General features: G+C 70.5%; 18 protein-coding genes. 9 read left to right on the top strand and 9 right to left on the bottom strand.

Annotated elements, in window-relative coordinates:
* The first annotated feature begins 129 nt into the window (after positions 1-129).
* Positions 130-666 carry a GNAT family N-acetyltransferase gene (locus BLS95_RS38065; protein ID WP_090943220.1) on the top strand — a complete coding sequence of 179 codons (537 nt, stop codon included), beginning with the start codon at positions 130-132 and terminating at the stop codon, positions 664-666.
* 14 nt (positions 667-680) lie between these two features.
* On the opposite strand, the gene BLS95_RS38060 is transcribed toward BLS95_RS38065, so the two are convergent.
* The 3 genes from BLS95_RS38060 to fbaA form a co-directional block, all read right to left on the bottom strand.
* Positions 681-1,964, bottom strand: a complete 1,284-nt coding sequence (locus BLS95_RS38060) for an adenylosuccinate synthase (RefSeq protein WP_090943217.1) — start codon at positions 1,962-1,964, stop codon at positions 681-683.
* Between the two features lie 101 nt (positions 1,965-2,065).
* A complete protein-coding gene (locus BLS95_RS38055; protein ID WP_218136187.1) occupies positions 2,066-2,476 on the bottom strand; it encodes a DUF3151 domain-containing protein in 411 nt (136 codons plus the stop codon).
* A 33-nt stretch (positions 2,477-2,509) separates the two neighbouring features.
* Positions 2,510-3,532, bottom strand: coding sequence for a class II fructose-bisphosphate aldolase (gene fbaA, locus BLS95_RS38050; protein ID WP_090943214.1), 1,023 nt, complete (start codon positions 3,530-3,532; stop codon positions 2,510-2,512).
* 129 nt (positions 3,533-3,661) lie between these two features.
* Here fbaA and BLS95_RS38045 point away from each other — a divergent pair, with 129 nt between their 5' ends.
* Together BLS95_RS38045 and BLS95_RS38040 are read left to right on the top strand one after the other, a co-directional pair.
* Positions 3,662-4,381, top strand: coding sequence for a DedA family protein (locus tag BLS95_RS38045; protein WP_090943211.1), 720 nt, complete (start codon positions 3,662-3,664; stop codon positions 4,379-4,381).
* A gap of 37 nt (positions 4,382-4,418) precedes the next feature.
* Entirely contained in the window at positions 4,419-4,865 is a 447-nt protein-coding gene (locus BLS95_RS38040; protein WP_143044016.1) for a RodZ domain-containing protein, read from the top strand.
* Between the two features lie 58 nt (positions 4,866-4,923).
* On the opposite strand, the gene pyrE is transcribed toward BLS95_RS38040, so the two are convergent.
* A complete protein-coding gene (pyrE, locus tag BLS95_RS38035) occupies positions 4,924-5,457 on the bottom strand; it encodes an orotate phosphoribosyltransferase (RefSeq protein WP_090943205.1) in 534 nt (177 codons plus the stop codon).
* A gap of 131 nt (positions 5,458-5,588) precedes the next feature.
* Between pyrE and BLS95_RS38030 the strand changes: the two genes are divergently transcribed.
* On the top strand, positions 5,589-7,925 hold the full coding sequence (locus BLS95_RS38030; RefSeq protein ID WP_090943203.1) for a sigma factor: 2,337 nt from the start codon (positions 5,589-5,591) through the stop codon (positions 7,923-7,925).
* 187 nt (positions 7,926-8,112) lie between these two features.
* On the top strand, positions 8,113-9,351 hold the full coding sequence (locus BLS95_RS38025) for an NYN domain-containing protein (protein ID WP_090943200.1): 1,239 nt from the start codon (positions 8,113-8,115) through the stop codon (positions 9,349-9,351).
* Positions 9,352-9,499: 148 nt separating this feature from the next.
* On the opposite strand, the gene BLS95_RS38020 is transcribed toward BLS95_RS38025, so the two are convergent.
* Positions 9,500-10,129, bottom strand: coding sequence for a response regulator (locus BLS95_RS38020; protein WP_090943197.1), 630 nt, complete (start codon positions 10,127-10,129; stop codon positions 9,500-9,502).
* A 3-nt stretch (positions 10,130-10,132) separates the two neighbouring features.
* Positions 10,133-14,308: a HAMP domain-containing protein gene (locus BLS95_RS38015; RefSeq protein ID WP_090943194.1), complete on the bottom strand. Its 4,176-nt coding sequence runs from the start codon at positions 14,306-14,308 to the stop codon at positions 10,133-10,135.
* A gap of 470 nt (positions 14,309-14,778) precedes the next feature.
* Between BLS95_RS38015 and BLS95_RS38010 the strand changes: the two genes are divergently transcribed.
* Positions 14,779-15,972, top strand: coding sequence for a PP2C family protein-serine/threonine phosphatase (locus BLS95_RS38010; protein WP_090943190.1), 1,194 nt, complete (start codon positions 14,779-14,781; stop codon positions 15,970-15,972).
* Between the two features lie 159 nt (positions 15,973-16,131).
* On the opposite strand, the gene BLS95_RS38005 is transcribed toward BLS95_RS38010, so the two are convergent.
* The 3 genes from BLS95_RS38005 to rho all read right to left on the bottom strand — a co-directional run bounded on the left by BLS95_RS38005 (position 16,132) and on the right by rho (position 20,254).
* Complete coding sequence (locus BLS95_RS38005; protein ID WP_090943187.1) at positions 16,132-17,895, bottom strand: S9 family peptidase; 1,764 nt, start codon at positions 17,893-17,895, stop codon at positions 16,132-16,134.
* Between the two features lie 144 nt (positions 17,896-18,039).
* Complete coding sequence (locus tag BLS95_RS38000) at positions 18,040-19,080, bottom strand: putative RNA methyltransferase (RefSeq protein ID WP_143044015.1); 1,041 nt, start codon at positions 19,078-19,080, stop codon at positions 18,040-18,042.
* A gap of 67 nt (positions 19,081-19,147) precedes the next feature.
* Complete coding sequence (gene rho / locus BLS95_RS37995) at positions 19,148-20,254, bottom strand: transcription termination factor Rho (protein WP_176993596.1); 1,107 nt, start codon at positions 20,252-20,254, stop codon at positions 19,148-19,150.
* Between the two features lie 406 nt (positions 20,255-20,660).
* On the opposite strand from rho, the gene BLS95_RS56125 reads away from it, so the two are divergent.
* Genes BLS95_RS56125 through BLS95_RS37985 form a run of 3 tightly spaced genes read left to right on the top strand, consistent with a single transcriptional unit; the run spans position 20,661 to position 22,448 of the window.
* A complete protein-coding gene (locus tag BLS95_RS56125) occupies positions 20,661-20,804 on the top strand; it encodes a hypothetical protein (protein ID WP_176993595.1) in 144 nt (47 codons plus the stop codon).
* A gap of 10 nt (positions 20,805-20,814) precedes the next feature.
* Entirely contained in the window at positions 20,815-21,555 is a 741-nt protein-coding gene (locus BLS95_RS37990) for an MBL fold metallo-hydrolase (RefSeq protein ID WP_245765527.1), read from the top strand.
* A 23-nt stretch (positions 21,556-21,578) separates the two neighbouring features.
* Positions 21,579-22,448, top strand: coding sequence for a TolB-like translocation protein (locus BLS95_RS37985; protein WP_143044014.1), 870 nt, complete (start codon positions 21,579-21,581; stop codon positions 22,446-22,448).
* The last annotated feature ends 34 nt before the right edge of the window (positions 22,449-22,482 follow it).

Here is a 22,482-nt window from a genome sequence, read left to right as displayed (position 1 = left end):
TGCAATAAACTTCACATCATGACGGGTGGGGGCACAATTATCCGTCCCGCAACAGTTCGGGCATGGGTCGAAGGGTGGGTCGTCTCCCGCCACGCACCCGACCCCGTACCCGAACCCTGGGGCTTGAGAGTGGACGTGGGCCTGCCGGACCACGTGGCCCGGCACATCGTGCCGCATCCCACCCCGGCGGTCCTGACCCGCCTGACCAGGTCGGTCACCACCCCGGGCACCTGGCTCAAGCTCTGCGCCCCTGCGGAGGCCGTGGCTCCCGGCCTGTCCTCCAAGTGGCGCATCCAGGACCCGGAGTTCATGATGACCACGACCCTGACCCGTGCCGCCCCGCGCGCCCCGGCGGGCTACACCCTGGCCATCACGACCCGCTCGAACGTCACGGCGGCCCGCCTGCTGACGGCGGCCGGCGAGGTGGCGGCGCGTGGCCAGTTCGCCCCGTCCGGCCGGACGGTCGTGGTGGACCAGGTCGAGACGGCCGCCGGCCACCGCCGCCGCGGCCTCGGCACGGTCGTCATGCAGGCCCTGGCGTCCACGGCCGCCTCGATGGGCGCGAGAGACGGCGTCCTGGTGGCCACGGCGGCCGGCCGGGCCCTCTACGAAACCCTGGGCTGGAGCGTCCACACGCCCATGACCGCCGCCGTCCTGACGCTCTGATCCTCCTCAGGCCCTCATACCAGGGGCCGCACGACCACGGTCTGGTCGCGGCCGGGGCCCACGCCGACGGCCGAGATCGGGGCGCCGCTCATCTCCTCCAGCGTCCTGATGTAGGAGCGGGCGTTCGGCGGCAGGTCTTCGAGCACCTTGGCGCCCGAGATGTCCTCCTGCCATCCGGGAAACTCCTCGTAGATCGGCTTCGCGTGGTGGAAGTCCGTCTGCGTCATCGGGATCTCGTCGTGCCGCACCCCGTCCACGTCGTACGCCACGCAGACCGGGATCCTCTCCAGGCCGGACAGGATGTCCAGCTTGGTGAGGAAGTAGTCGGTGACCCCGTTGATCCGGGTCGCGTACCGCGCGATCACCGCGTCGAACCAGCCCGTACGCCGGTTGCGTCCCGTCGTGACGCCGAACTCCCCGCCCGTCTGCCGCAGCCACTCGCCCATGTCGTCGGTGAGCTCCGTCGGGAACGGCCCCGACCCCACCCGCGTGGTGTACGCCTTGAGGATGCCGATCACCTTGGTCAGGCGGTTCGGCGGGATGCCCGCCCCCGCGCACGCGCCCCCGGCCGTCGGCGACGACGACGTGACGAACGGGTACGTGCCGTGGTCGATGTCGAGCAGCGTGCCCTGACCGCCCTCCAGCAGCACGAACTTGCCCTCGTCCAGCGCCTTGGCCAGCACCAGCGACGTGTCGGCGATGTGCGGCTTGAGACGCTCCGCGTAGGCGAGATACTCCTCCAGCACGGCGGCGGGGTCGATGCCGCGCCGGTTGTAGACCTTGGTCAGCACCTGGTTCTTCTCGGTCAGCGCGACCTCGATCTTCTTGGCCAGGATGCCCGGGTCGAGCAGGTCCTGCACCCGCACGCCCATCCGGGCGATCTTGTCCGCGTACGCGGGGCCGATTCCGCGACCGGTGGTGCCGATCTTGGACTTGCCCAGGTAGCGTTCGGTGACCTTGTCGAGGGCCTTGTGGTGGGGCATGATCAGGTGCGCGTTCGAGGAGATCAGCAGCCGTTCGGCGGAGATGCCCCGCGCGGCCAGCCCGTCGATCTCGCCCAGCAGCACGCCCGGGTCGATGACCACGCCGTTGCCGATCACCGGCACCACCTGCGGCGACAGGATCCCCGTGGGTAGCAGGTGCAGCGCGTATTTCTGGTCCCCGATGACCACGGTGTGACCCGCGTTGTTGCCACCCTGATAGCGGACGACGTAGTCGACGTCGCCACCGAGCAGGTCGGTGGCCTTGCCCTTGCCCTCATCGCCCCATTGGGCCCCTACGAGAACAGCAGCCGGCATGGTTCTGTCTCTCCCGTGCACAAAACGAAAACCCCTGGCGCAAGCGCGACAGGGGCTCTTGCGTAGAGAGACTACCCGAACGTACCCAAACCTCCCAAGGGCTAGCTCTTGGTCAGCGCGTCGTAACCGGTCTGCGTGCTGTCCTTGAGGAACTGCAGGCAGCGCTCGGCCTCGTCCTTCTCGCCGATCGCCTGGGCGGCCCGGGACAGCGCGTGGAGGCAGCGCAGGAAGCCGCGGTTCGGCTCGTGCTCCCACGGAATGGGCCCGTGCCCCTTCCAGCCGCTGCGGCGAAGCGCGTCGAGCCCGCGGTGGTAGCCCGTACGGGCGAAGGCGTAGGAGGTGACCGCGTGACCCTGCGCGAAGTACTCTTCCGCGAGCGACGCCCAGGCCGCCGGGTAGGCGGGGAAGCGGGCGGCCACGTCGGAGGCCTTGGCACCGGATTCGAGGGCCTCCCTGGCCTCGGGCAGGTCCGGCAGGTGAGTCGGGGGCGGCCCGGCGAGAAGGTTATCCATAGGACAAGTCATACCCGCCGAGCCGCTCATGTGCTATGAGATCTTCGTCCCAGCGCTCTTGAGGTTCTGGCACGCCTCCGCCACGCGCGCCGCCATCCCGGTCTCCGCGGCCTTGCCATAGGACCGCGGGTCGTAGGCCTTCTTGTTGCCCACGTCACCGTCCACCTTCAGCACGCCGTCGTAGTTGCGGAACATGTGGTCCGCGATCGGCCTGGTGAAGGCGTACTGGGTGTCGGTGTCGACGTTCATCTTCACCACGCCATAAGAGATCGCCTCGTGGATCTCCTCCAGCAGCGAGCCGGAGCCGCCGTGGAAGACCAGGTCGAACGGCTTGTCCTTGCCGTACTTGGCCCCGACCGCCTCCTGGATCTCCTTCAGCACGCTCGGCCGCAGCTTGACGTGCCCCGGCTTGTAGACCCCGTGCACGTTGCCGAACGTGGCGGCCAGCAGGTAGCGGCCCCGCTCGCCGATGCCCAGCGCCTCGGCGGTGGCCAGCGCGTCCTCGGGGGTCGTGTAGAGCTTCTCGTTGATCTCGCCGACGACGCCGTCCTCCTCGCCGCCGACGACGCCGATCTCCATCTCCATGATGATCCGCGCCTTGGCGCACTTGTCGAGGAGCTCCTTGGCGATCTCCAGGTTCTCCTCCAGCGGCACGGCCGAGCCGTCCCACATGTGCGACTGGAACAGCGGGTCGAGGCCCTTGGAGACCCGCTCCAGCGAGATGTCGACGAGCGGCCGCATGTAGCCGTCGAGCTTGTCCTTCGGGCAGTGATCGGTGTGCAGGGCCACCGTCACGGGGTATTTCGCGGCGACCACGCGCGCGTACTCGGCCAGTGCCGTGGCCCCGGTGACCATGTCCTTGACCGTGGTGCCGGACAGGAACTCGGCGCCGCCCGTCGAGACCTGCACGATGCCGTCGCTCTCGGCCTCGGCGAAGCCGCGAAGGGCCGCGTTCAACGTCTGCGACGAGGTGACGTTGATCGCCGGATAGGCGAAGCCGCCCGCCTTGGCCCGGTCGAGCATCTCAGCATAGACCTCTGGAGTCGCGATAGGCATGATTCATCTCCCTGAGAAGTTTCGGCTTCGCGCCGAGCCCCAGTATCCCGGGCTCACTACCCCATGCGGTAGAGACAACGCGCGCCTGATGGTCATGTCGAGAGTCCCCGCTACAGGTAGGCTCTCGGCGTGGACTGGCTCTGGAATCTCCTGGATCCGACGTGGTGGCTGACCCTGTTGGGGGCATTCGCCACCATCGGCGTTCTCATTATCATCTTCGCCGAAACGGGTCTGTTGCTCGGGTTCTTCCTGCCCGGTGACTCGTTGCTGGTGGCCGCGGGGATTTTCAGCTCGGCGTCGGTGGCCCAGGGAATTGGCATCGCGCCGCTCTCACTGCCGGTCCTGTTGATCGGCACGCCGTTGTGCGCGATTGCCGGTGCCCAGCTCGGGCATTTCCTGGGCGGGCGATTCGGCCGCAAACTCTTCGACAAACCGGATTCGCGGTTGTTCAAGCGTGAGCACGTGCTCCGGGCGGAGGAGTTCTTCCAGAAGTTCGGCCCGGCGCGAGCGGTCATTCTGGCGAGGTTCGTGCCGATTGTCCGTACGTTCATGAATCCCGTGGCGGGCGTCCTGGAGATGCCCGCCCGACGTTTCTTCCTGTGGAACGTCATCGGCGGCATCGTCTGGGTCGAGGGTCTCCTCCTGGTCGGCCACTTCCTCGGCGCGGAGGTCGATCCCAAGCAGATCGACAAGTACATCCTGCCCGGAGTGTTCCTCATCGTCTTCATCTCACTGATCCCGATCATCGTCGAGGTCGTCAAGAACCGGCGGAAGGGCAGAGACCTGCCCCCTCCCAACGGTAAGCACCACCGCATTTCATCCGGAACAGACACCCAGCAGTGGCAATGACCAGAACGGCGGCATACCAAACGGTACGCTGCCGACTGTGGGACGCCACAGCTCAGATCCGATGGGCCTCGCCCGCCTGACGGTCGCCGTTCTGGCGGCAGGGGCCGTGGTGACACTCCTGGTCATCGGCGGTCGCGCCCTGCTCGGCTCGTTCGGCGGCACGCCGGAGTCCGAGCGCGCGGGGGCCGCCACCCCCGCCCCGCCCAGCACCGCCTCACGGGAGGCCGCCGCCCAGGTGCCGACCGTGCGCATCGAGTGCGTGGCCGCCACCTGTCCCACCGTCACGGTGCGCGTGCCGGGCGGCGACGTGCTGCAATATCGCGAGATGAGCGGGGGCGAGGAGGTCAGCTACTTCGAGCCCGAGCTCGACGTGGTGCTCAGCGACGCGGGCACGGTCCGCGTCACCGTGAACGGCGAGCCGCGCGATCAGGGCGAGCAGGGCACCAGGGAGGCGTTCACGGCGAAGGCCGACGACAAGGGCTGAGACCGGGCACGGCCACCCGCTCCCCTCGGCGACGGCTGATCCTCCTTGGGGCCGTCGGTCACAGTCCGAGGTCGTCGAGGGTGAAGACGGAGCGGTAGTCGAGGCCCTCGTCGGCGATCCGCCGCCTGGCGCCCCGGTCGACGATCGTCGCCACGGCCACCACCTCGGCCCCGGCCTCCCGCAGCGCCTCGACCGCCGTCAGCGGCGAGCCGCCCGTCGTGGAGGTGTCCTCGACCACGAGCACCCGCCGCCCCTTGATCTCGGGCCCCTCGATCCGGCGCTGCATGCCGTGCGCCTTCTGCTCCTTGCGCACGACGAACGCGTCCAGCGTCCGCCCCCGGGCCGCCGCCGCGTGCAGCATCGAGCCCGCCACGGGGTCGGCGCCCAGCGTGAGCCCGCCCACCGCGTCATAGCCGATGTCCTCGGTCAGGTCGAGCATCACCTTGCCGACAAGGGGCGCGGCCACCCCGTCGAGCGTGATCCGGCGCAGGTCGAGATAGAAGTCCGACTCCAGACCCGAGGAGAGCGTGACCTTGCCGTGCACGACGGCCTTGTTCTTGATCTCGGCCAGGAGGTTGTCGCGATCCGTCATGCGTCCAAGCTTAGGGTCCTGATCAGGGAGCCCATCGAACCTGCCCCGAGGTAAAGACGCGCTCGCGGTTTAGTCAGGACGGGGAATGCGGAATGATTGCGCGGGCAACCCCGTGTAATCGTGAGGTCACTATGGGTGTCGATTCGCCGCAAAGCGATGCGCAACTGCTGCAGGCGGTCAGGGACGGCGACGCCGCCGCCTTCGGCCGGCTCTACGAGCGCCACGTCGCCGCGGCCCGCGCGCTGGCCCGGCAGCTCGTCCGGGGCGCCGAGGTCGAGGACGTGGTCGCCGAGTCGTTCACGAAGATCCTCGACCTCGTCGGCAGGGGCGGCGGCCCCGACTCGGGCTTCCGTACCTACCTGCTGACCGTGGTGCGGCGCACGGTCTACGACCGCGGCAGGGTCGAGAGCCGCCAGGTGAGCACGGGCGAGATCGAGCTGTACGACCCGGGGGTGCCCTTCGTCGACCCCGCGCTCGTCGGGCTGGAGAAGTCGCTGATCGCCCGGGCGTTCCTGTCGCTGCCCGAGCGGTGGCGGGCCGTGCTCTGGCACACCGAGGTGGAGCGGAGCAAACCCGCCGACCTGACGTCGCTGCTGGGGCTGTCGGCCAACGGCGTGGCCGCGCTGGCCTACCGGGCGCGTGAGGGGTTGCGGCAGGCGTACCTGCAGATGCATCTCAACGGGGTGCCGCAGCACCAGTGCCGGCCCGTGCTCGGCAAGATGGGCGCCTATGTGCGGGGCGGACTGGCCAGGCGCGACTCCAAGGTGGTCGACGAGCATGTGAGCGCCTGCGAGGAGTGCCACGGGGTGCTGCTGGAGCTGGCCGACGTCGACCGCGGGCTGCGCGTCATGGTCGGGCCGCTGATCGCCGGACCGCTGTTCGGCGGCTACGCGATGGCGCTGGCCAAGTCCGGCGCGGCCGGCACGGGCGCGGGCGGGCTGCTGCGCGTCCTCGGCCGGGTGCGCCACGCGCCCAAGCAGCAGGCCGCGATGGCGGGCGGTGCCGCCGTCACGGCCGCGGTGGTCGTCCTCGCGCTGGTCTCGGGCTCGGAGCCGGTCAAGGTCGGGGCGCCTCCGGCGGTGACGCCACCGGTCGCCCAGCCGCCCGCCTCGGCGTGGCCGCCGCCGCCCACGCCGAGCGAGGAGCCCACGCAGGTGCCCCCGCCCGCGAAGGGCGAGCCCCCGGCCCGGGCCCGGCTGCGCGCCACGATCGACCCCCTCGGCGCCCTGGTACGCGCCCAGCCCGGCATCGTCGGCCTCCGCCTGCGCAACCACGGCCGGGCACCGAGCGAGAACGTGGTGGCGTTCGTCGACCTGCCGGAGGGCGTGACCCTCATCCCGCCCGCGAGGCGGCAGCACCGCGGCGGGGCCCTCGACCCCGTCGGCACCGTGGACGGCTGGGCCTGCCGCCCATCGGGCAGCGGCGCCCGCTGCGACAGGGAGCCGCTGGCGGCGGGCCGGGGCACGGCGGTGTTCCTGCGGGTACGGGTGGCGGAGCAGGCCCCGGAGGGCGCCGGACCGGCCGTCCGGGTGGAGGCAGGCCCGGTGAGCGTCCGGGCGCGGGCCGAGGAGGGCGTGCGGACGACCGGGGCGCCGGCCAGGTTCGCCACCGACGGGAAGGTGGCCGTCAGGGCGATCGGCAACTCGCTGCTGAGCTGCTCGGAGCCGGACGCGGCCTGCTCGGAGGCCCGGTGGCGCCAGGGCGACCGGCGCGACAACGACCTGTGGCCGATGACCGCCCTCGACCGGGACGGCGATCCGGGCACCACCGCTTCCAGCGCGGCCCGGCTGTCGCTGCCGAAGGGCGGCCAGGTCGTGTGGGCCGGGCTCTACTGGTCGGCCGGAGGCGAGCAGGCCGGGCCCATCAGGATCCGGCCGCCCGGCCGGCGCTCCTATCTGACCGTACGGCCCAGCGAGGTGACCACCCGCGAGCTGCCCATCGGGCCGGTCTACCAGGCCTACGCCGACGTCAGCGGACTGGTCGCCAACGCGCACAAGAACGGCTCCTGGTGGGCGGCCGACGCGCCGCTGCGCGAGGGGGTCTCCCACCATGCGGGGTGGAGCCTGGTGCTGATCGTCACTGATCCGGCGGAGCCGTACAGCCAGGCCGTGGTGCTCGACAGCGCCGCGGTGGTCGGCGGCGAGTCCCGGCGGGTGCGGATGCCGCTGGGCGGGCTGAGCCCGGCCGCCTCTCCCGCCAGGCTGAAGCTGGTGACGTGGGAGGGGGACGCCGACCTGAAGGGCGACCGGGTCTCGCTGGGTTCGGGCTCGCTCACCCCCGCGGGCGGCGACCGCGACGCCGCCAACGTCTTCGACGGCTCGTCCAGCGGCGTGGCGGGGATGACGTTCGGCACCGACGTGGACACGGTCCGCGCCGAGCTCGGCGCCGACCCCGGGCTCACGATCGCCACGGACCAGGACGTGGTCCTGTTCGGGGTGGCGGCATTGAGCGTCCGCGCACGATCGTGACCACAAATCAGGACATACTGGTACGGTCTGCCTATACGGTCTGACGCTGCGATGACCAGCAACCGAATCGTCGGGATTAACCCTCGGACGATCACCTGCTTTCATTACCCTGAGAGAGGGCCGCCGAGTCCGGTCTCTGACGGTGCAAAGCCTGCAAGGTCGGACCACCAGGAAAGGGGCGGTGTCAGTGGATCGCTGTGCGCTGTTCGTGGACGCTGGCTATCTGCTCTCTGACGGAGCGATGGCCGCGCACGGCACACGTCATCGCGAAGCGGTTTCCTGGGACTACCCGGGACTGCTCCAGTTCATGACCGGCCTGTCGCGCGAGCGCACCGGCCTGCCGCTACTGCGGTGCTACTGGTACGAAGCCACCGTCGAGGGCCGCCGTACGCCGGAGCATGACGCGCTGGCCGACATACCCGGGCTCAAGCTCAGGCTGTCACGCATCCGGCCGGGCCGGCGCGAGGGCGTGGACGCCCAGGTGCACCGCGACCTGATGACCCTCGCCCGCAACAACGCCATCTGCGACGCCGTGGTGGTCAGCGGTGACGAGGACCTGGCCCAGGTCGTGTGCGACGCGCAGGACCTCGGGGTCAGGGTGAGCGTCTTCCACATCGCGACCGACGGCGGCTGGGCGGTCTCGCGCTCGCTCAGGCAGGAGTGCGACGACCTGGTGGAGTTGGGGGCGGTCCACCTGCGCCCCTACGTCAACCTGGTGACCGGCATCACCGAGGCCTCCAACGGCCACCACCAGGCGCTCAGCAACGGGCAGGCCGCCCACTCGCTGCCGCCCGCCCAGCCGTCCCAGCCCTCCCCGGCCGCCTCCTTGCCGCCCTCGCTGCCGCAGACGCCCTCGTCCTCCGGCAGCCACGCCGCCCGGCCGGTGACGCCGGCGCCCGCCGAGCCCACGTCCAACGGGCCGGCGCCGTCGGCGGGGCGCGGCCAGCCGGCCACGCCGCCCGCGTTGCCGAGCTACACCAACTACCAGCCCGAGCCGCCCTCGCCCGCGCCGCCGCCCGCGGCCCCGGTGAGCGCTCCCGTCCAGGCTCAGTCCGCCTCGCCCACGACCGGGCAGTTCGCCTCGCCGGTGAGCGGGGCCTACCAGCCGTCGCAGCTCGGGCCGTACACCGGGCCGCAGCCCGCGCCGGTCAACCCGCCGTCGGCGGCGACGGCGGGCGCCACCACGCTGGCCGACGCCGTCAAGGCCGCCCACCGGGAGGGCCACGACTTCGGCGAATCGGTCGCCCGCGACGCCCCCGCCCTGTGGCTGGAGGCGGTGCTGGCCCGCAAGCCGCGCATGCCCTCCGACCTGGAGGCGCGCCTGCTGCAGGGCTCGTCGCTGCCGATCGACTTCCTGCTGCACGACGAGGTCCGCCACGCCCTGCGCCGCGGCTTCTGGGACGCCCTGGAACGCGCCCGCCACTGACCGACCGACCACCCAGCACAACACGCCCGCCACCGCCCACGACCGGCCGCTCGGGAATGGCACTCCCGGTCGGTGGCGCGCTGGGGGAACCGCGCGGAACACCGGGAGGGCGATCTGCCGGGCGGCTGGCCTCTGGGGTCGGGCGCCGTTAGGAGAGCGCGTCGAGGCCGGCGCGGAGGTGGGTCAGCCGGTCCGTCAGGTCGGCCAGCGGCACGGCCAGCGTCGGATCCGGCGCCTTGCGGGCCAGCTCCCTCACCCGGGCCAGCTCATCCTCCACCGCCGTCAGCCGGCGCGACAGCTCCGGCAGCACCTGCGCCTGATCGCCCGCCCCCGGCGGCAACTCGCCGCCGAGCCGATCGCGGAGCATCGACGCCTGCTCGGCCAGGCGCTTGTTCATGTTGTACAGCTCCGTGAACACCGACACCTTCGCCCGCAGCACCCACGGGTCGAACGGCTTGGTCAGGTAGTCGACCGCGCCCGCCGCGTAACCTCGGAAGGCGTAATCGGGCGCGCTGTCGACCACGGTCAGGAAGATGATCGGAATGTTCCTGGTCCGCTCACGCCGCTTGATGTGCGCGGCCGTCTCGAACCCGTCCATGCCCGGCATCCGCACGTCGAGCAGGATGAGCGCGAACTCGGTGTTGAGCAGCGCCTTGAGCGCCTCCTCGCCGGACCTGGCGCGTACGGGCACCAGGTCCAGGGAGCTGAGGATGGCCTCAAGCGCGATCAGGTTCTCCTCGCGGTCATCGACCAGGAGGATCTTGGCACGGTCCGGCATCGATCACGATCCTTCGACGGATGAGTCGGACGCGGACCCGCGCCCTCGGCTGAGCCAGCCGCGCAGGCGCTCCAGCAGACGGTCCACGTCAACGGGCTTGGGCACGTAGTCGGAGGCACCCGAGGCGATGCTCTTCTCGCGATCGCCCCGCATGACCTTGGCGGTGAGCGCGATGATCGGGAGATCCGCGAACTGGGGCATGCGTCGGATCGCCGAGGTCGTGGCCCAGCCGTCCATCTCCGGCATCATGATGTCCATCAGCACGAGCGCGACGTCCTCGTTCCGTTCGAGCTGCTCGATCCCCTCCCGACCGTTTTCAGCGTAGACGACGGTCGAGCCGTGCCGCTCCAGGACGCTGGTCAGCGCGAACACGTTACGGATGTCGTCGTCCACGATGAGGATCTTGGCGCCGTTGAGCGGGTCGTCGCCCTGCCACTGGGCGGGCGTCTCGACCGGGGTCTCGACCAGCTCGGGCATCGGCAGGTCCAGCGGCAGCGGCGGCTCGGGCACCGCGGCCGTGCTCTCCTCGGCCGGCGGGGACATGAGCTGCCGCCGCGCGACGCCGCCGTCGGTCGCGGCCAGCGGCCCGGTGTAGGAGGCCGGCAGGTAGAGGGTGAACGTGCTGCCCTTGCCCAGCTCGCTGTCCACGTGGATCTCGCCGCCCAGCAGCCGGGCGATGTCCCGGCAGATCGCCAGGCCCAGCCCGGTGCCGCCGTATTTGCGGCTGGTCGTGCCGTCGGCCTGCCGGAACGCCTCGAAGATGACGTCCCGCTTGTCGGGCGCGATGCCGATGCCGGTGTCGATCACCTGGAAGGCCAGCAGGTCGGTGGCGTTGTGCAGGGTGTCGTCGTCATATTCGATGCCCGCGGGCGCCGTCGAGACCCGCAGCTTGACCTCGCCGCGCGGCGTGAACTTCACCGCGTTGGAGATCAGGTTGCGCAGCACCTGCTGCAGGCGTTGCTCGTCGGCGCGCAGCTCGTGCGGCACGTCGGCCTCGACGTCCGCGGAGAACGACAGCCCCTTGTCCTGCGCCAGCGGCGCGAACGCGGCCTCCAGCAGGTCCACCATCTTCGGCAGCGACACCTGGATCGGGTGGATGTCCATCCGGCCCGCCTCGACCTTCGACAGGTCGAGCATGTCGTTGATCAGCTGGAGCAGGGAGGAGCCCGCGCTGTGGATCGTCTTGGCGAACTCGACCTGCTGCGAGGTCAGGTTGCCCTCGGCGTTCTCGGTCAGCAGCTTGGCCAGCACCAGCAGGCTGTTGAGCGGCGTGCGCAGCTCGTGCGACATGTTCGCGAGGAACTCGGACTTGTAGCGCGAGGACACCGCGAGCTGCTCCGCGCGCTCCTCCAGGGTGCGGCGGGCCTGCTCGATCTGGAAGTTCTGGATCTCGATCGCGCGGTTCTGCTTGGCCAGCAGCGCCGCCTTGTCCTCCAGCTCGGCGTTGGATCTGCGCAGCTCCTCCTGCTGGCGCTGCAGCTCGTCGGAGCGCTCCTGCAGCTCACGGGTCAGCCGCTGCGACTCGGTCAGCAGGTCCTCGGTGCGGGAGTTGGCGATGATCGTGTTCATCGTGACACCGATGGTCTCGACGAGCTGCGTCAGGAAGTCGAGGTGCACTTCCCCGAACGGCGTGAACGAGGCCAGCTCCAGCACGCCCAGCACCCGGCTCTCGAACAGGATCGGCAGCACCACGATCTGCGCCGGCGTGGACTGGCTGAGCCCGCTGTCGATGGTGATGAACTTCGGGGGCACGTCGTCGAGGATGATGTGCCTGCCCTCGGCCGCCGCCTGGCCGACGATGCCCTCGCCGATCGCGAACCGCTGGCGCGGCCCCCGGTCGGGGCGCACGCCGTAGCCGCCGATCAGTATCAGCTCGTGGTCGCCCCCGGGCTCGATGCCGTAGAAGGCGCCGTAGCGGGCCGACACCAGCGGTGTCAGCTCGCTCATCGTCAGCTTGGCGACCTCCAGCAGGTCGCGGTGGCCCTGCATGAGCCGCGAGATGCGGGCCAGGTTGGACTTGAGCCAGTCCTGCTCCTGGTTGGCCTGGGTGGTCTCGCGGAGGTTGGCCACCATCAGGTTGACGTTGTCCTTCAGCTCCGCCAGCTCGCCCTGCGCCTCGACCGCGATCGACCGGGTCAGGTCGCCGCGCGCCACGGCGCTGGTCACGGTCGCGATGGCGCGGACCTGCGTGGTGAGGTTGCCGGCCAGCTCGTTGACGCTCTCAGTGAGCCGCTTCCACGTGCCCTCGACGCCCTCGACCCGCGCCTGGCCGCCGAGCTGTCCTTCCGAGCCGACCTCGCGGGCGACGCGGGTGACCTCGGAGGCGAACGACGACAGCTGGTCCACCATGCGGTTGATGGTGGTCTTCAGGGCCAGGATCTCGCCCTGGGCGTCCACGTCGATCTTGCGGGTGAGGTCGCCGTTGGCCACGGCCGTGGTGACCTCGGCGATGTTGCGCACCTGGTAGGTCAGGTTGTTGGCCATGCTGTTGACGTTGTCGGTGAGGTCCTTCCAGACGCCCGACACGCCCTTCACCCGCGCCTGGCCGCCGAGCTGGCCCTGCGTGCCGACCTCCCGGGCGACCCGGGTGACCTCGTCGGCGAAGGACGAGAGCTGGTCGACCATCGTGTTGAGGGTGTCCTTGAGCTGCAGGATCTCCCCCTGCGCGTCAACGGTGATCTTTTTCGACAGGTTGCCCTGGGCCACCGCCGAGGACACCGCCGCGATCTGGCGCACCTGGGAGGTCAGGTTGTTGGCCATCGAGTTGACGTTGTCCGTCAGGTCCTTCCAGACGCCGGACACGCCGCGCACCTGGGCCTGGCCGCCCAGCTGCCCCTCGGTGCCGACCTCGCGGGCGACCCGGGTGACCTCGGAGGCGAACGAGGAGAGCTGCTCGACCATCGTGTTCATGGTGGACTTGAGCTCAAGGATCTCGCCCTGGGCGTCCACGTCGATCTTGCGGGTGAGGTCGCCGTTGGCCACGGCGGTGGTCACCTGGGCGATGTTGCGCACCTGGTAGGTCAGGTTGTTGGCCATGCTGTTGACGTTGTCGGTGAGGTCCTTCCAGACGCCCGACACGCCCTTCACCTCGGCGCGACCGCCCAGCTTGCCCTCGGTGCCGACCTCGCGGGCGACGCGGGTGACCTCGTCGGCGAAGGACGAGAGCTGGTCGACCATCGTGTTGAGGGTGTCCTTGAGCTGCAGGATCTCGCCCTGCGCATCGACCGTGATCTTCTTGGACAGGTTGCCCTGGGCCACGGCGGTCGCCACGGTCGCGATGCTGCGCACCTGGGAGGTGAGGTTGTTGGCCATGAAGTTGACGCTGTCCGTCAGGTCCTTCCAGACCCCGGACACGCCCGTCACCTGGGCCTGGCCGCCGAGCTGGCCCTCGGTGCCGACCTCGCGGGCGACCCTGGTCACCTCTTCGGCGAAGCCGGACAGCTGGTCGACCATCGTGTTGACGGTGTTCTTCAGCTCGAACATCTCGCCCACGGCGTCGACCGTGACCTTGCGGCTCAGGTCGCCCTTGGCGACGGCGGTGGTCACGACCGCGATGTCGCGCACCTGCGCGGCCACCCGGGACGACATCGTGTTGACGGCCTCGGTGAGGTCGCGCCAGCTCCCCGACATGCCGCGCAGGTTGGCGCTGCCGCCCAGCCTGCCCTCCGTGCCCGCCTCGCGCGCCACCCTGGTGACCTCGGAGTTGAACAGGGCGAGCTGGTCGACCATGCCGTTGATGGCCTTGCCCAGCCGGCGCACCTCGCCGCGGGCCGACCGGTCGAGGTCGATGCGCCGCGACAGGTCACCCTTGGCGACCGCGTCGATCACGTCGGCCGCGCCGCTCACCGGGCTCACCAGGGCGTCGATCAGGACGTTGACCGACTCCACGCCCTCCGCCCAGGCGCCGACACCGGGTCCGGGCGTCAGCCGCTCGCTGAACCGCCCTTCCTTCACCACTTCCTTGCGTACGCGTACGAGCTCGTTGGCCAGATGTTCGCGACGGTCGGCCACCTCGTTGAGCAGCAGCCGCACCTCGCTGAGAATGCCGGGAGGAGCGTGCGGCACCCGACGCCTGAAGTCACCGTCACGCCAGGAGAAGAGGGTCTCGAGGATGGGCACGAGATCCGATTCGGTGTAGGTCCTCTCCTCCGGGGTCGGTACGACCTTGGCCGTGGTCATGGTGCCTCCTTCACTCGCTGCGGGCTCCGGCGAGTGATTCAAGTCTGTCACGATGAGTAGCTCGTAGTCCTGCCCTTGGATTTACCCCAAGTCAACGGGAAGTGTGGTAGGCACGTTGGGTGACTGGTTCTCCCCATGCGGTGCTCGCTGCGATGTTCGCGCCTGGCGATGCCGCGGTGACTGCTGCGATGAGGTTCACGCGCGAGGTGATGACCGCGTGGGCCACCGGCGGCATGCTCCACACCGCCGAGCAGATCGCGGGAGAGCTGGCGGGGCAGGTCGCTGACGAGCCCTTTGAGGTTATTTGGAAGCATTTCGGGGACGCGATACAGGTTGAATTGCGGCAACGTAGCCTCTCGCAGGGCGATCCAAAGGCCCCTTCCGTAGCTGTCGAGGAGTGGGGAGTCACCTTCGCGGGCGATTCCCGTGTCCACTGGGCTAGGCTCACGCTACCTGGCTCCGCGGACAGAGTGGCAGCCGAATGGCTGGAGGAGAGCGCCAGAGGGCCACATTGGCTGGGGTTCCTGGCCGACGCGAGCGATCTGCTCGCGGGCACCCTCGACCCCGACATGGTGCCCGCCATCGTCGCCCAGGTCGTGGTGCCGCGGCTGGCGAGCTGGTGCGCCGTCTACACCTCCGACGGCCACGTGGGGCCGCCGCGGCTGGTCTACCTCTGGCACGCCGACGAGGCCAGGATCGACGGTCTGCGCGAGCAGCTCTCCGAGATGGACGTCGGCGCCGCCGGCACCCGGGTCACCTCGGCGATCCAGCTGCCCGACGCGCAGGTGCTGGCGATCCCGCTGACCGCCCGCGGCCGCAGCCTCGGCCTGATGTGCCTGGGCAGGCCCGACCGCTTCCCCGATGACGTCATCCAGTTCGCCGAGGACATCGGCAGGCGCGCCGCGCTGGCCATGGACAACGCCCGGCTCTACGCCCAGCAGGCCGCCGCCAACCGGGCGCTCCAGCGCAGCCTGCTGCCGCCCAACGAGCCCGAGGTGCCGGGGCTCGACTACGGCGTCATCTACGAGCCCGCCGGCGAGGCCAACGAGGTCGGCGGCGACTTCTACGACCTGTTCAAGGCGGGCGACGACTCGTGGCGGTTCGCGATCGGCGACGTCTGCGGCACCGGTCCCGAGGCCGCCGCCGTGACCGGGCTGGCCCGCCACACGCTGCGGTTGCTCGCCCGGGAGGGGTACGGCATCGCGGCCGTGCTGGGCCGGCTCAACCAGGCGATCCTGGAGGAGGGGGAGCGGGCGAGGTTCCTCACGCTGCTGCACGGCGACATCACCCCGGTGGAGTCGGGGCTGGAGATCCGCCTGGTGTCGGCCGGTCACCCCGAGGCGCTGCTGCTCAAGGCGAGCGGCCGGGTGGAGGCGGTGACCACGCCGCAGTCGTTGCTCGGGGTGTTCCACGAGGTCATGTTCGAGGCCGACACCGTCCACCTGGAGCACGGCGACGTGCTGCTGGCCGTCACCGACGGCGTGACCGAGCGGCGCTCCGGCGGACGGCTGCTCGACGACGACGGCGGGCTGGCCAAGCTGCTGGCCGAGTGCGCCGGGTTGTCGGCCAGGGCGGTGGCGGAGCGCATTCGCAGGGGCGCGGCCGACTTCGCCTCGGAGCCGAGCGCGGACGACCTGGCCATCGTGGTCCTCCGCGCCCGCTGATCGCGCCACAGCCACCGCTGATCGCCGGTAGCCGCTGCGGGTTGCCGGGGTGCGCTGCGGGCTGCCGGCGTGCGGGTTGCCGGGGTGCGGCGTGCGGGCTGCCTGGGTGTGACGCGGGGTGCCGGGGGTGGGGTGCGGGGTGTCGGGGTGGTGCGGGGGTCAGTGTGGGTTGGCGTGCTTTCTCGCGAACTCCAGTTGGAGCGCCATCTGCGTGATCCGCTCGGCCACCACCAGCGAGCCGCGGATCGCGTCGTAGGTGTAGACCTCGTGTTCCCGCCCGTGTTCGGCGAGCTTCGCCACGTATTTCTCGATCTGGCGCAGCGGGCAACGCGTGTCGTTCTCGCCCGCGAGGATCAGCAGCGGGCTCTTCACCTGGTCCACGTAGGTGATCGGGGAGCTGGCCGCATACCGGTCGGGCTGCTCGTCGGGGGAGCCGCCGAGCAGGGCACGGTGGTAGGCGCGCAGGCTCTCCGCCTCGTCCTCGTACGAGGTCTGGTGGCAGGCGATGGGCACCGCGGCGATGCCGGCCGTCCACAGGTCGGGCTGGGTGCCGAGACCGAGGAGCGTGAGATAGCCGCCCCAGGCAGAGCCCGCCAGCACCGTCCTGGCCGGGTCGGAGATGCCGCGACCGACCACGCACTGGTGTACGGCGGCCACGTCGGCGAGCTCGATGTGCCCCACGTCGCCGTGCAGCGCGTCGCGCCAGGCCGAGCCGTAGCCGGTCGAGCCGCGGTAGTTGACCCGCACCACCGCGAACCCCGCGTCCACCCAGGCCGCGACCTCGGGCGAGAACGCGTCCTGGTCGTGCGCCGTGGGCCCGCCGTGCAGCAGGAAGACGGTGGGGAAGGGGGCGGTGCCCACCTCGGGCTTGGAGACCAGGGCGTGGATGAGGCCGCCCTCGCCCTCGACGTCGATGTCCTCGACCGGGACGCTCGGCGGGGCGGGCGGGCCGCTCGCGTTGACCACGACCTGGCCGTTGCTCGACCGGATCACCGGCGGCCGGGACGCGCTCGACCAGGAGTATTCGACGTGGCCGCCGGGCCGGGGAAGCGCCTGCTCGATCACGCCGTGCGGGGTCTCGATGAGGGTCAGGCCGCCGCCCGCGAGGTCGTAGCGGTGCAGGTAGCTGCGGCCCCGGCTGTCACGCAGGATCAGCAGGCCGCGGGCGTCGTCGTACCATTCGGCGTGCAGGTCGCCGGAGTCCCGCAGCCAGATCTCGCGCTGCTCGCCGGTCACCGGGTCCCAGACCAGGGGCTCGTGGCGGTGGCGGCGCTCGTGCAGGGCGAGCAGGCGGCGGTCGCCGAGCACCGGGGCGAAGTGGAGGCCGATCACGCCCTTGGTGGGGCCGTCGTAGAGCTCGCCGACCGTTTCGCCGGACTGGCGGACGACGCGGAGCGCCGGGTGGCGGAAGTCGCCGTACTCGCCGTGGTTGATCGCGATGAGTGAGCCGTCGAGGGACATGTCGGCCACCCAGGCCGCCTCGGTGTGCTCGTACAGGAGCCTGGCCGGCTCGCCTTCGCGGACCACGTGGATGCGGAACCTGCCCTCGCTGGCCAGGCTGATCGCCGCCACGCCCGTCGCGGACATGGCGATGCCGCCGGGCTGGCCCGGCGGCAGGTCGGCGACCAGTTCGTCGGGGCCGCCGGTGAACGGCTGGCGCCACCACACACCGAACTCGTCGCCGTCGGTATCGGCGAACCAGTAGATCCACTGGCCGGTGGGGTCGATGGCGGCGTGCGCCGTGCCCTTGGACCGGTCGGTGACCTGGCGGGTGACACCGGTCACGCGGTCCCAGGCGTAGACCTCCCACGTGCCGGTGGCGTTGGAGCGGTAGATGGCGCGGTTCGGGGCCTGGCGCGCCCAGGACGGCAGCGTCATGCCCGACGCGCGGAACCTGGCCTGCCAGCGTTCCTCCGCCTTCATCCGGCGCGCCCCCTCCCTTTGAAGTCCCGCGCCTCGGGGCGAGGGATGCCGTCCAGTATTGCGCCTGCATCGAGGAAATACTTAGGGAATGTGGGGGAATTTCGGACTAAATGCCCCATCGGTAACACCCGTAACACATGTCCGTCAAGAAACGGACCTGGCTCGGGATGCGAGCTCGAACGTAGACAGGTGAAAGGCCGCATGTGTTACTACTTTTCCGCTACTTTTTCCGACGGTCCGGGAGAGGTATCCCGCGATTCGCTCATCCAGCTCGGCCTCGTCCGTGTGCCACGCGCTCGGGCCCATGCCCACCACCTGGGCGACGTCGCCGTGCCCCAGCTCCATCTCGAACTCGACCGAGCGCCGCCCGGTCTCGGCGAACCCCTCCATGCTGCGCGCCACCCTGAGCTCCTTCTCCTCGTCGACGGAGAGCAGTCCCAGCTCTTCGACCAGTGGGCTCAGGTGCGTGCCGGCGGGCGTCACGACCACCACGACGCCGTCCGGCCGCAGAATCCGGCCGAACTCGGGCCCGTTACGAGGCGCGAACACATCGATCACCACATCGGCCACCCCATCCCGGATGGGCAGCGGCCGCCAGACGTCGGCCACGAACGCCCCTGCCCTCGGATGCGCCCGAGCCGCCCGGCGTACAGCGTGCTTGGACACATCGAATGCCATCCCGATGCCGTCGTTCACCGCGTCTAGCGCGGCCACCAGATAGTGCCCGGTGCCCGCGCCGGCGTCGACGATCAGCGGCGCGGCCCAGCCCTCCGCGCGACGATCCTCGACGATCTCCGGGTCCCGGCTGGGACCCTGCGGCCCCATGCCGTTACCGGCGTGCACTCCCGCCCCACGGTACGCCTTCAGCTCCTCGCCGTCATCGGTTTCGGTAGAAGGCTCATGTTTTGTTGGAACGTTTCGAGCGCTCGTGTGCCGCCGCACCTCCTCCGCCACGGCCCGGGTCAGCGGGGCGTAGTGCCCGGCCGCCAGGAACCGGGCCCGCGCCTCCACCATCGCCGCGCTGTCGGCGGTCCCCGGCGGCCTGGATCCGACGAGCAGGCTGACATATCCCTGCCTGGCCACGTCGTAGGAGTGCCCGCGGGCGCACCGGAGGGCGGACTCGCCCAGCCGCAGGTCGGCATGGCAGACGGGACAGATCAGGTATTCGACGATGTCGGCCAGCATGCGCCCATTCTGGTGGACCGCCACCACCGCCCTCCCGGCCGGTGGGCCGAACACCGGCTCCGCCCGGTCAGGCGGCGGCCTCAAGGAGGAAGGCGGCGTTGGACGGGGTCTCGCGTAGCTTGCCGATCAGGAGCTCGATCCCCTGCTGCCGCTCCAGGCCGCCGAGCATCCGCCGCAGCCGCCAGACCACCCGCTGCTCCTGCGGGGTCAGCAGCATCTCCTCCCGCCGGGTCCCGGACGAGTCCAGGTCCACGGCCGGGAACAGCCGCCGCTCGGCCAGTTCCCTGGCCAGGTGCAGCTCCATGTTCCCGGTGCCCTTGAACTCCTCGTACAGGTTGTTGTCCATTCGCGACCCCGTGTCCACCAGGGCGCTGGCGAGGATCGTGAGGGAGCCGCCGCCCTCGACGTTGCGGGCGGCGCCGAAGAAGCGCTTGACCGGATACAGGGCCCGGGCGTCGATCCCGCCGGTGAGCACGCGCCCGGAGCCGGGCGGCGTCACGTTGTTGTAGGCGCGTCCGAGCCGGGTCAGCGAGTCCAGCAGCAGCACCACGTCCTGGCCCGCCTCCACGAGCCGCTTGGCCCGCTCTATGGCCAACTCGGCGATGGCGGTGTGGTCGCGGTCGGGGTGGTCGAAGGTCGAGCTGAAGATCTCGCCCTCGATGCTCGCGCGCATCTCGGTGACCTCCTCGGGCCGCTCGCCGACCAGCAGGACCATGAGGTGCACCTCGGGGTGGTTGCGGGTGATCCCGGCGGCCAGGGCCTGAAGGACCATGGTCTTGCCCGCCTTGGGCGGCGCCACGATGAGCCCGCGCTGCCCCTTGCCGATGGGGGCGACCAGGTCGATGACGCGGGTGCTGAGCGACTCGGTCTCGATGTCGAGCCGCTGGTCGGGATGGACGGGTGTCAGGTCGGCGAAGTGGGGGCGGCCGCGCCAGTGCGCGGAGCCGTTGACGGATTCGACGCCGAGGAACTTGCCGTTGGCGTAGGAGGCCACGACGTGGTCGCCGGGGCGCAAGTCGTACTGCCGGATGCGGTCAGGTGGCAGTCGTACGTCGCCGGGCCCCGGAAGGTGGTCGGCCCGGATGAACGCGGATTTGTCGCGTACGTCCAGGAGGCCGCTCACCTGCCGGATGGCCACGTCCGCACGCTGCTCTGGAATGGTGTGCACAGACATGATGAACCTCTTGGGGGTGTGCGCCGAAGGCCCACGACGGGACGGCGCGTGAAGTGATGAAACAGGCCGGACCCCGAATGCCCGGGGTGGGCTGGAGATGAAGATCAGCGGAGCTGGAAATGAAGCTCAACGCTCAGTGGGAACATACCACACGATCAAGCCCATGAAACGCCTAGCCCGCTTGGACTATTCCCGGGCGGTTCTCCGGCTTTCGCCCGCGAAAGCGGGACAGGGCGCATGACAATGTTCTTCCCGGCGCCGCGCAGCGAGGAAAATTACCGCGGCCGGTGTACCGGAGGGCACAGAAACCCCCATCGGCGCAGCGTCATCGTGTCAAGTGGCATGCAGGACCCCTGCAACTCGGTGAGGGTTCCATAGGACGAAAGAAACTCCTTGGGGGAGCACCATGAAGACCGTCAACCACTGCCCGCGGTGCCGCCACGAGCTCGACGAGGGCCCGATCATGTACCGGTGCGCCCACTGCCGCCGCGCCGTCTACGCCGCCGATCTCGAGAACGAGTACGTTCCGCGCGAGCCCGTCGCCGCGTAACCTGGGCCGGGTGCCACACCGATCGATGAACGTGTCCGGCGTCGAAGTCACACCGCTCTGCGACGCCGTGGGCCCGATGGGGCCGGCGATCAGCCGGCCGCTCGCCGAGATGTTCGCCGGTTCCGGCCTCCCGGACGAGCCATGGGTCCTGCATTTCCACTGCTACCTGCTGCGTGACGCGGCAGGCCGGCTGACCCTCGTCGACACCGGCATCGGCGGCGAGCAGTCACCGGCGTCCAGCTGGGCGCCGGTCCCCGGCGTGCTGACCGGCGAACTCGCCGCCGCGGGCGTGACGCCCGCCGAGATCGGCACGGTCGTCCTCACACACCTGCACAGCGACCACGCCTCGGGCGCGGTCGCCGACGGCGCGCCGGTGTTCGAGAACGCCCGTTACGTGGTCCAGCAGGCCGAGCTGGACGCGGCCCGCGGCTCGGTGCTGGATGAGATCGTCTCCGTCATCAAGGACCGGTTGCACGTCGTGGAGGGCGACGCCGAGATCGTGCCGGGCGTGCGCGTACGCCTCGCGCCCGGACACACGCCGGGCCACCAGATCGTCCGCGTCGGCGACGTCGCCATGACCGGCGACCTCGTGCACCACCCGGTGCAGCTGGCGAACCCGGAAATCCGTTACCTCTACGACGACGACGGCGAGACCGCCGCGCGCACCCGGGCGGAGGTGCTCGCCGAGCTCGGTGCCGAGCGGGCCGTTATCGCGACGTCGCACTTCAGCGAGCCTTTCCTGCGTTTGTGAGTCGCTCGGGCAACATGAGCCTCATGAGGATTCGTGTTGTCGCAGGCGCCGCGCTCGGCGCCGTGCTGGTGGCCGCGCCGGGCGCGACGGCCACCGTACCGGCCCAGCTCTCGGGCGCCGCCGTCTACGCGAGCGCCGCCAACCAGCTCAGCCGGTACGCGTCCGGCCAGTGGGCCACGCTGGCCAGGACCGGCACCCTGCCGCAGTTCGCCGCCTCGCCCGACGGCAGGAAGGCCGCCTGGGTCACGTCGGACGGCCGGCTCCAGGTCAGGCAGGAGGGCAAGACCCTCACGCTCGTCAGCGGGATCCAGGGCGGCACGCCGTGCCTCACCCCGGTCTGGTCGCCCAACTCGGAGCGGGTGGCGTACGGAGGCGGCGGCGACACGGTCATGTCCGTCCGGGCCGACGGCACCGGCGCCCCGCACAAGCTGGGCACCACGGAGGGCATCTGCCACCTCGCCTGGTCCGCGAACGGCCGCTACCTGGCCGGCTACACCGGGGAGGCCGACGGCCTCTACCGGCTCGACACGACGACCGGCAAGGCCGCCAGGGCCAAGGGCGTCGACCTCGTCACGCACGTGCAGAGCCTGTCGCCGGACGGGCGCAAGGCGGTCGTGGAGTTCCCGCGGAACCCCGACGCGCTGGGCGACGGTGGCTGGCCGACCTCGTTCAAGCCGGTCGTCGTGGACATGGTGACGGGCAGGCGGCACACCCCGCAGGTCAAGGGGCGCCTGCTGGGGGCCTCCTACCTGCCCGACGGGCGCCTGGTGGTGCGGGTCGCGGGCCAGGAGCACAACACGCTGGTCGTGCTGGACGAGGCGGGCGAGGAGGTCCAGCGGATCGCCGAGCCGTCCAAGGCCAGGAAGCAGGCACTCCTCCAGGTCCTCCTGTGACGACCGGGCCGAGCCCGGCGGGTCCACGGAGCCC

The organism is Nonomuraea jiangxiensis (assembly GCF_900099965.1).
GTDB classification, from domain to species: domain Bacteria; phylum Actinomycetota; class Actinomycetes; order Streptosporangiales; family Streptosporangiaceae; genus Nonomuraea; species Nonomuraea jiangxiensis.
The sequence above is the reverse complement of the archived record's forward strand: the minus strand, read 5'-3'. Positions and strand labels throughout refer to the sequence as shown.

Coding starts and splice junctions, on each gene's coding strand:
- BLS95_RS38060 (WP_090943217.1), bottom strand. CDS start 1,964: ATGCCGGCTGCTGTTCTCGTAGGGGCCCAATGGGGCGATGAGGGCAAG.
- BLS95_RS38055 (WP_218136187.1), bottom strand. CDS start 2,476: ATGGATAACCTTCTCGCCGGGCCGCCCCCGACTCACCTGCCGGACCTG.
- fbaA (WP_090943214.1), bottom strand. CDS start 3,532: ATGCCTATCGCGACTCCAGAGGTCTATGCTGAGATGCTCGACCGGGCC.
- pyrE (WP_090943205.1), bottom strand. CDS start 5,457: ATGACGGATCGCGACAACCTCCTGGCCGAGATCAAGAACAAGGCCGTC.
- BLS95_RS38030 (WP_090943203.1), top strand. CDS start 5,589: ATGGGTGTCGATTCGCCGCAAAGCGATGCGCAACTGCTGCAGGCGGTC.
- BLS95_RS38020 (WP_090943197.1), bottom strand. CDS start 10,129: ATGCCGGACCGTGCCAAGATCCTCCTGGTCGATGACCGCGAGGAGAAC.
- BLS95_RS38015 (WP_090943194.1), bottom strand. CDS start 14,308: ATGACCACGGCCAAGGTCGTACCGACCCCGGAGGAGAGGACCTACACC.
- BLS95_RS38005 (WP_090943187.1), bottom strand. CDS start 17,895: ATGAAGGCGGAGGAACGCTGGCAGGCCAGGTTCCGCGCGTCGGGCATG.
- BLS95_RS38000 (WP_143044015.1), bottom strand. CDS start 19,080: ATGCTGGCCGACATCGTCGAATACCTGATCTGTCCCGTCTGCCATGCC.
- rho (WP_176993596.1), bottom strand. CDS start 20,254: ATGTCTGTGCACACCATTCCAGAGCAGCGTGCGGACGTGGCCATCCGG.
- BLS95_RS56125 (WP_176993595.1), top strand. CDS start 20,661: ATGAAGACCGTCAACCACTGCCCGCGGTGCCGCCACGAGCTCGACGAG.
- BLS95_RS37985 (WP_143044014.1), top strand. CDS start 21,579: ATGAGGATTCGTGTTGTCGCAGGCGCCGCGCTCGGCGCCGTGCTGGTG.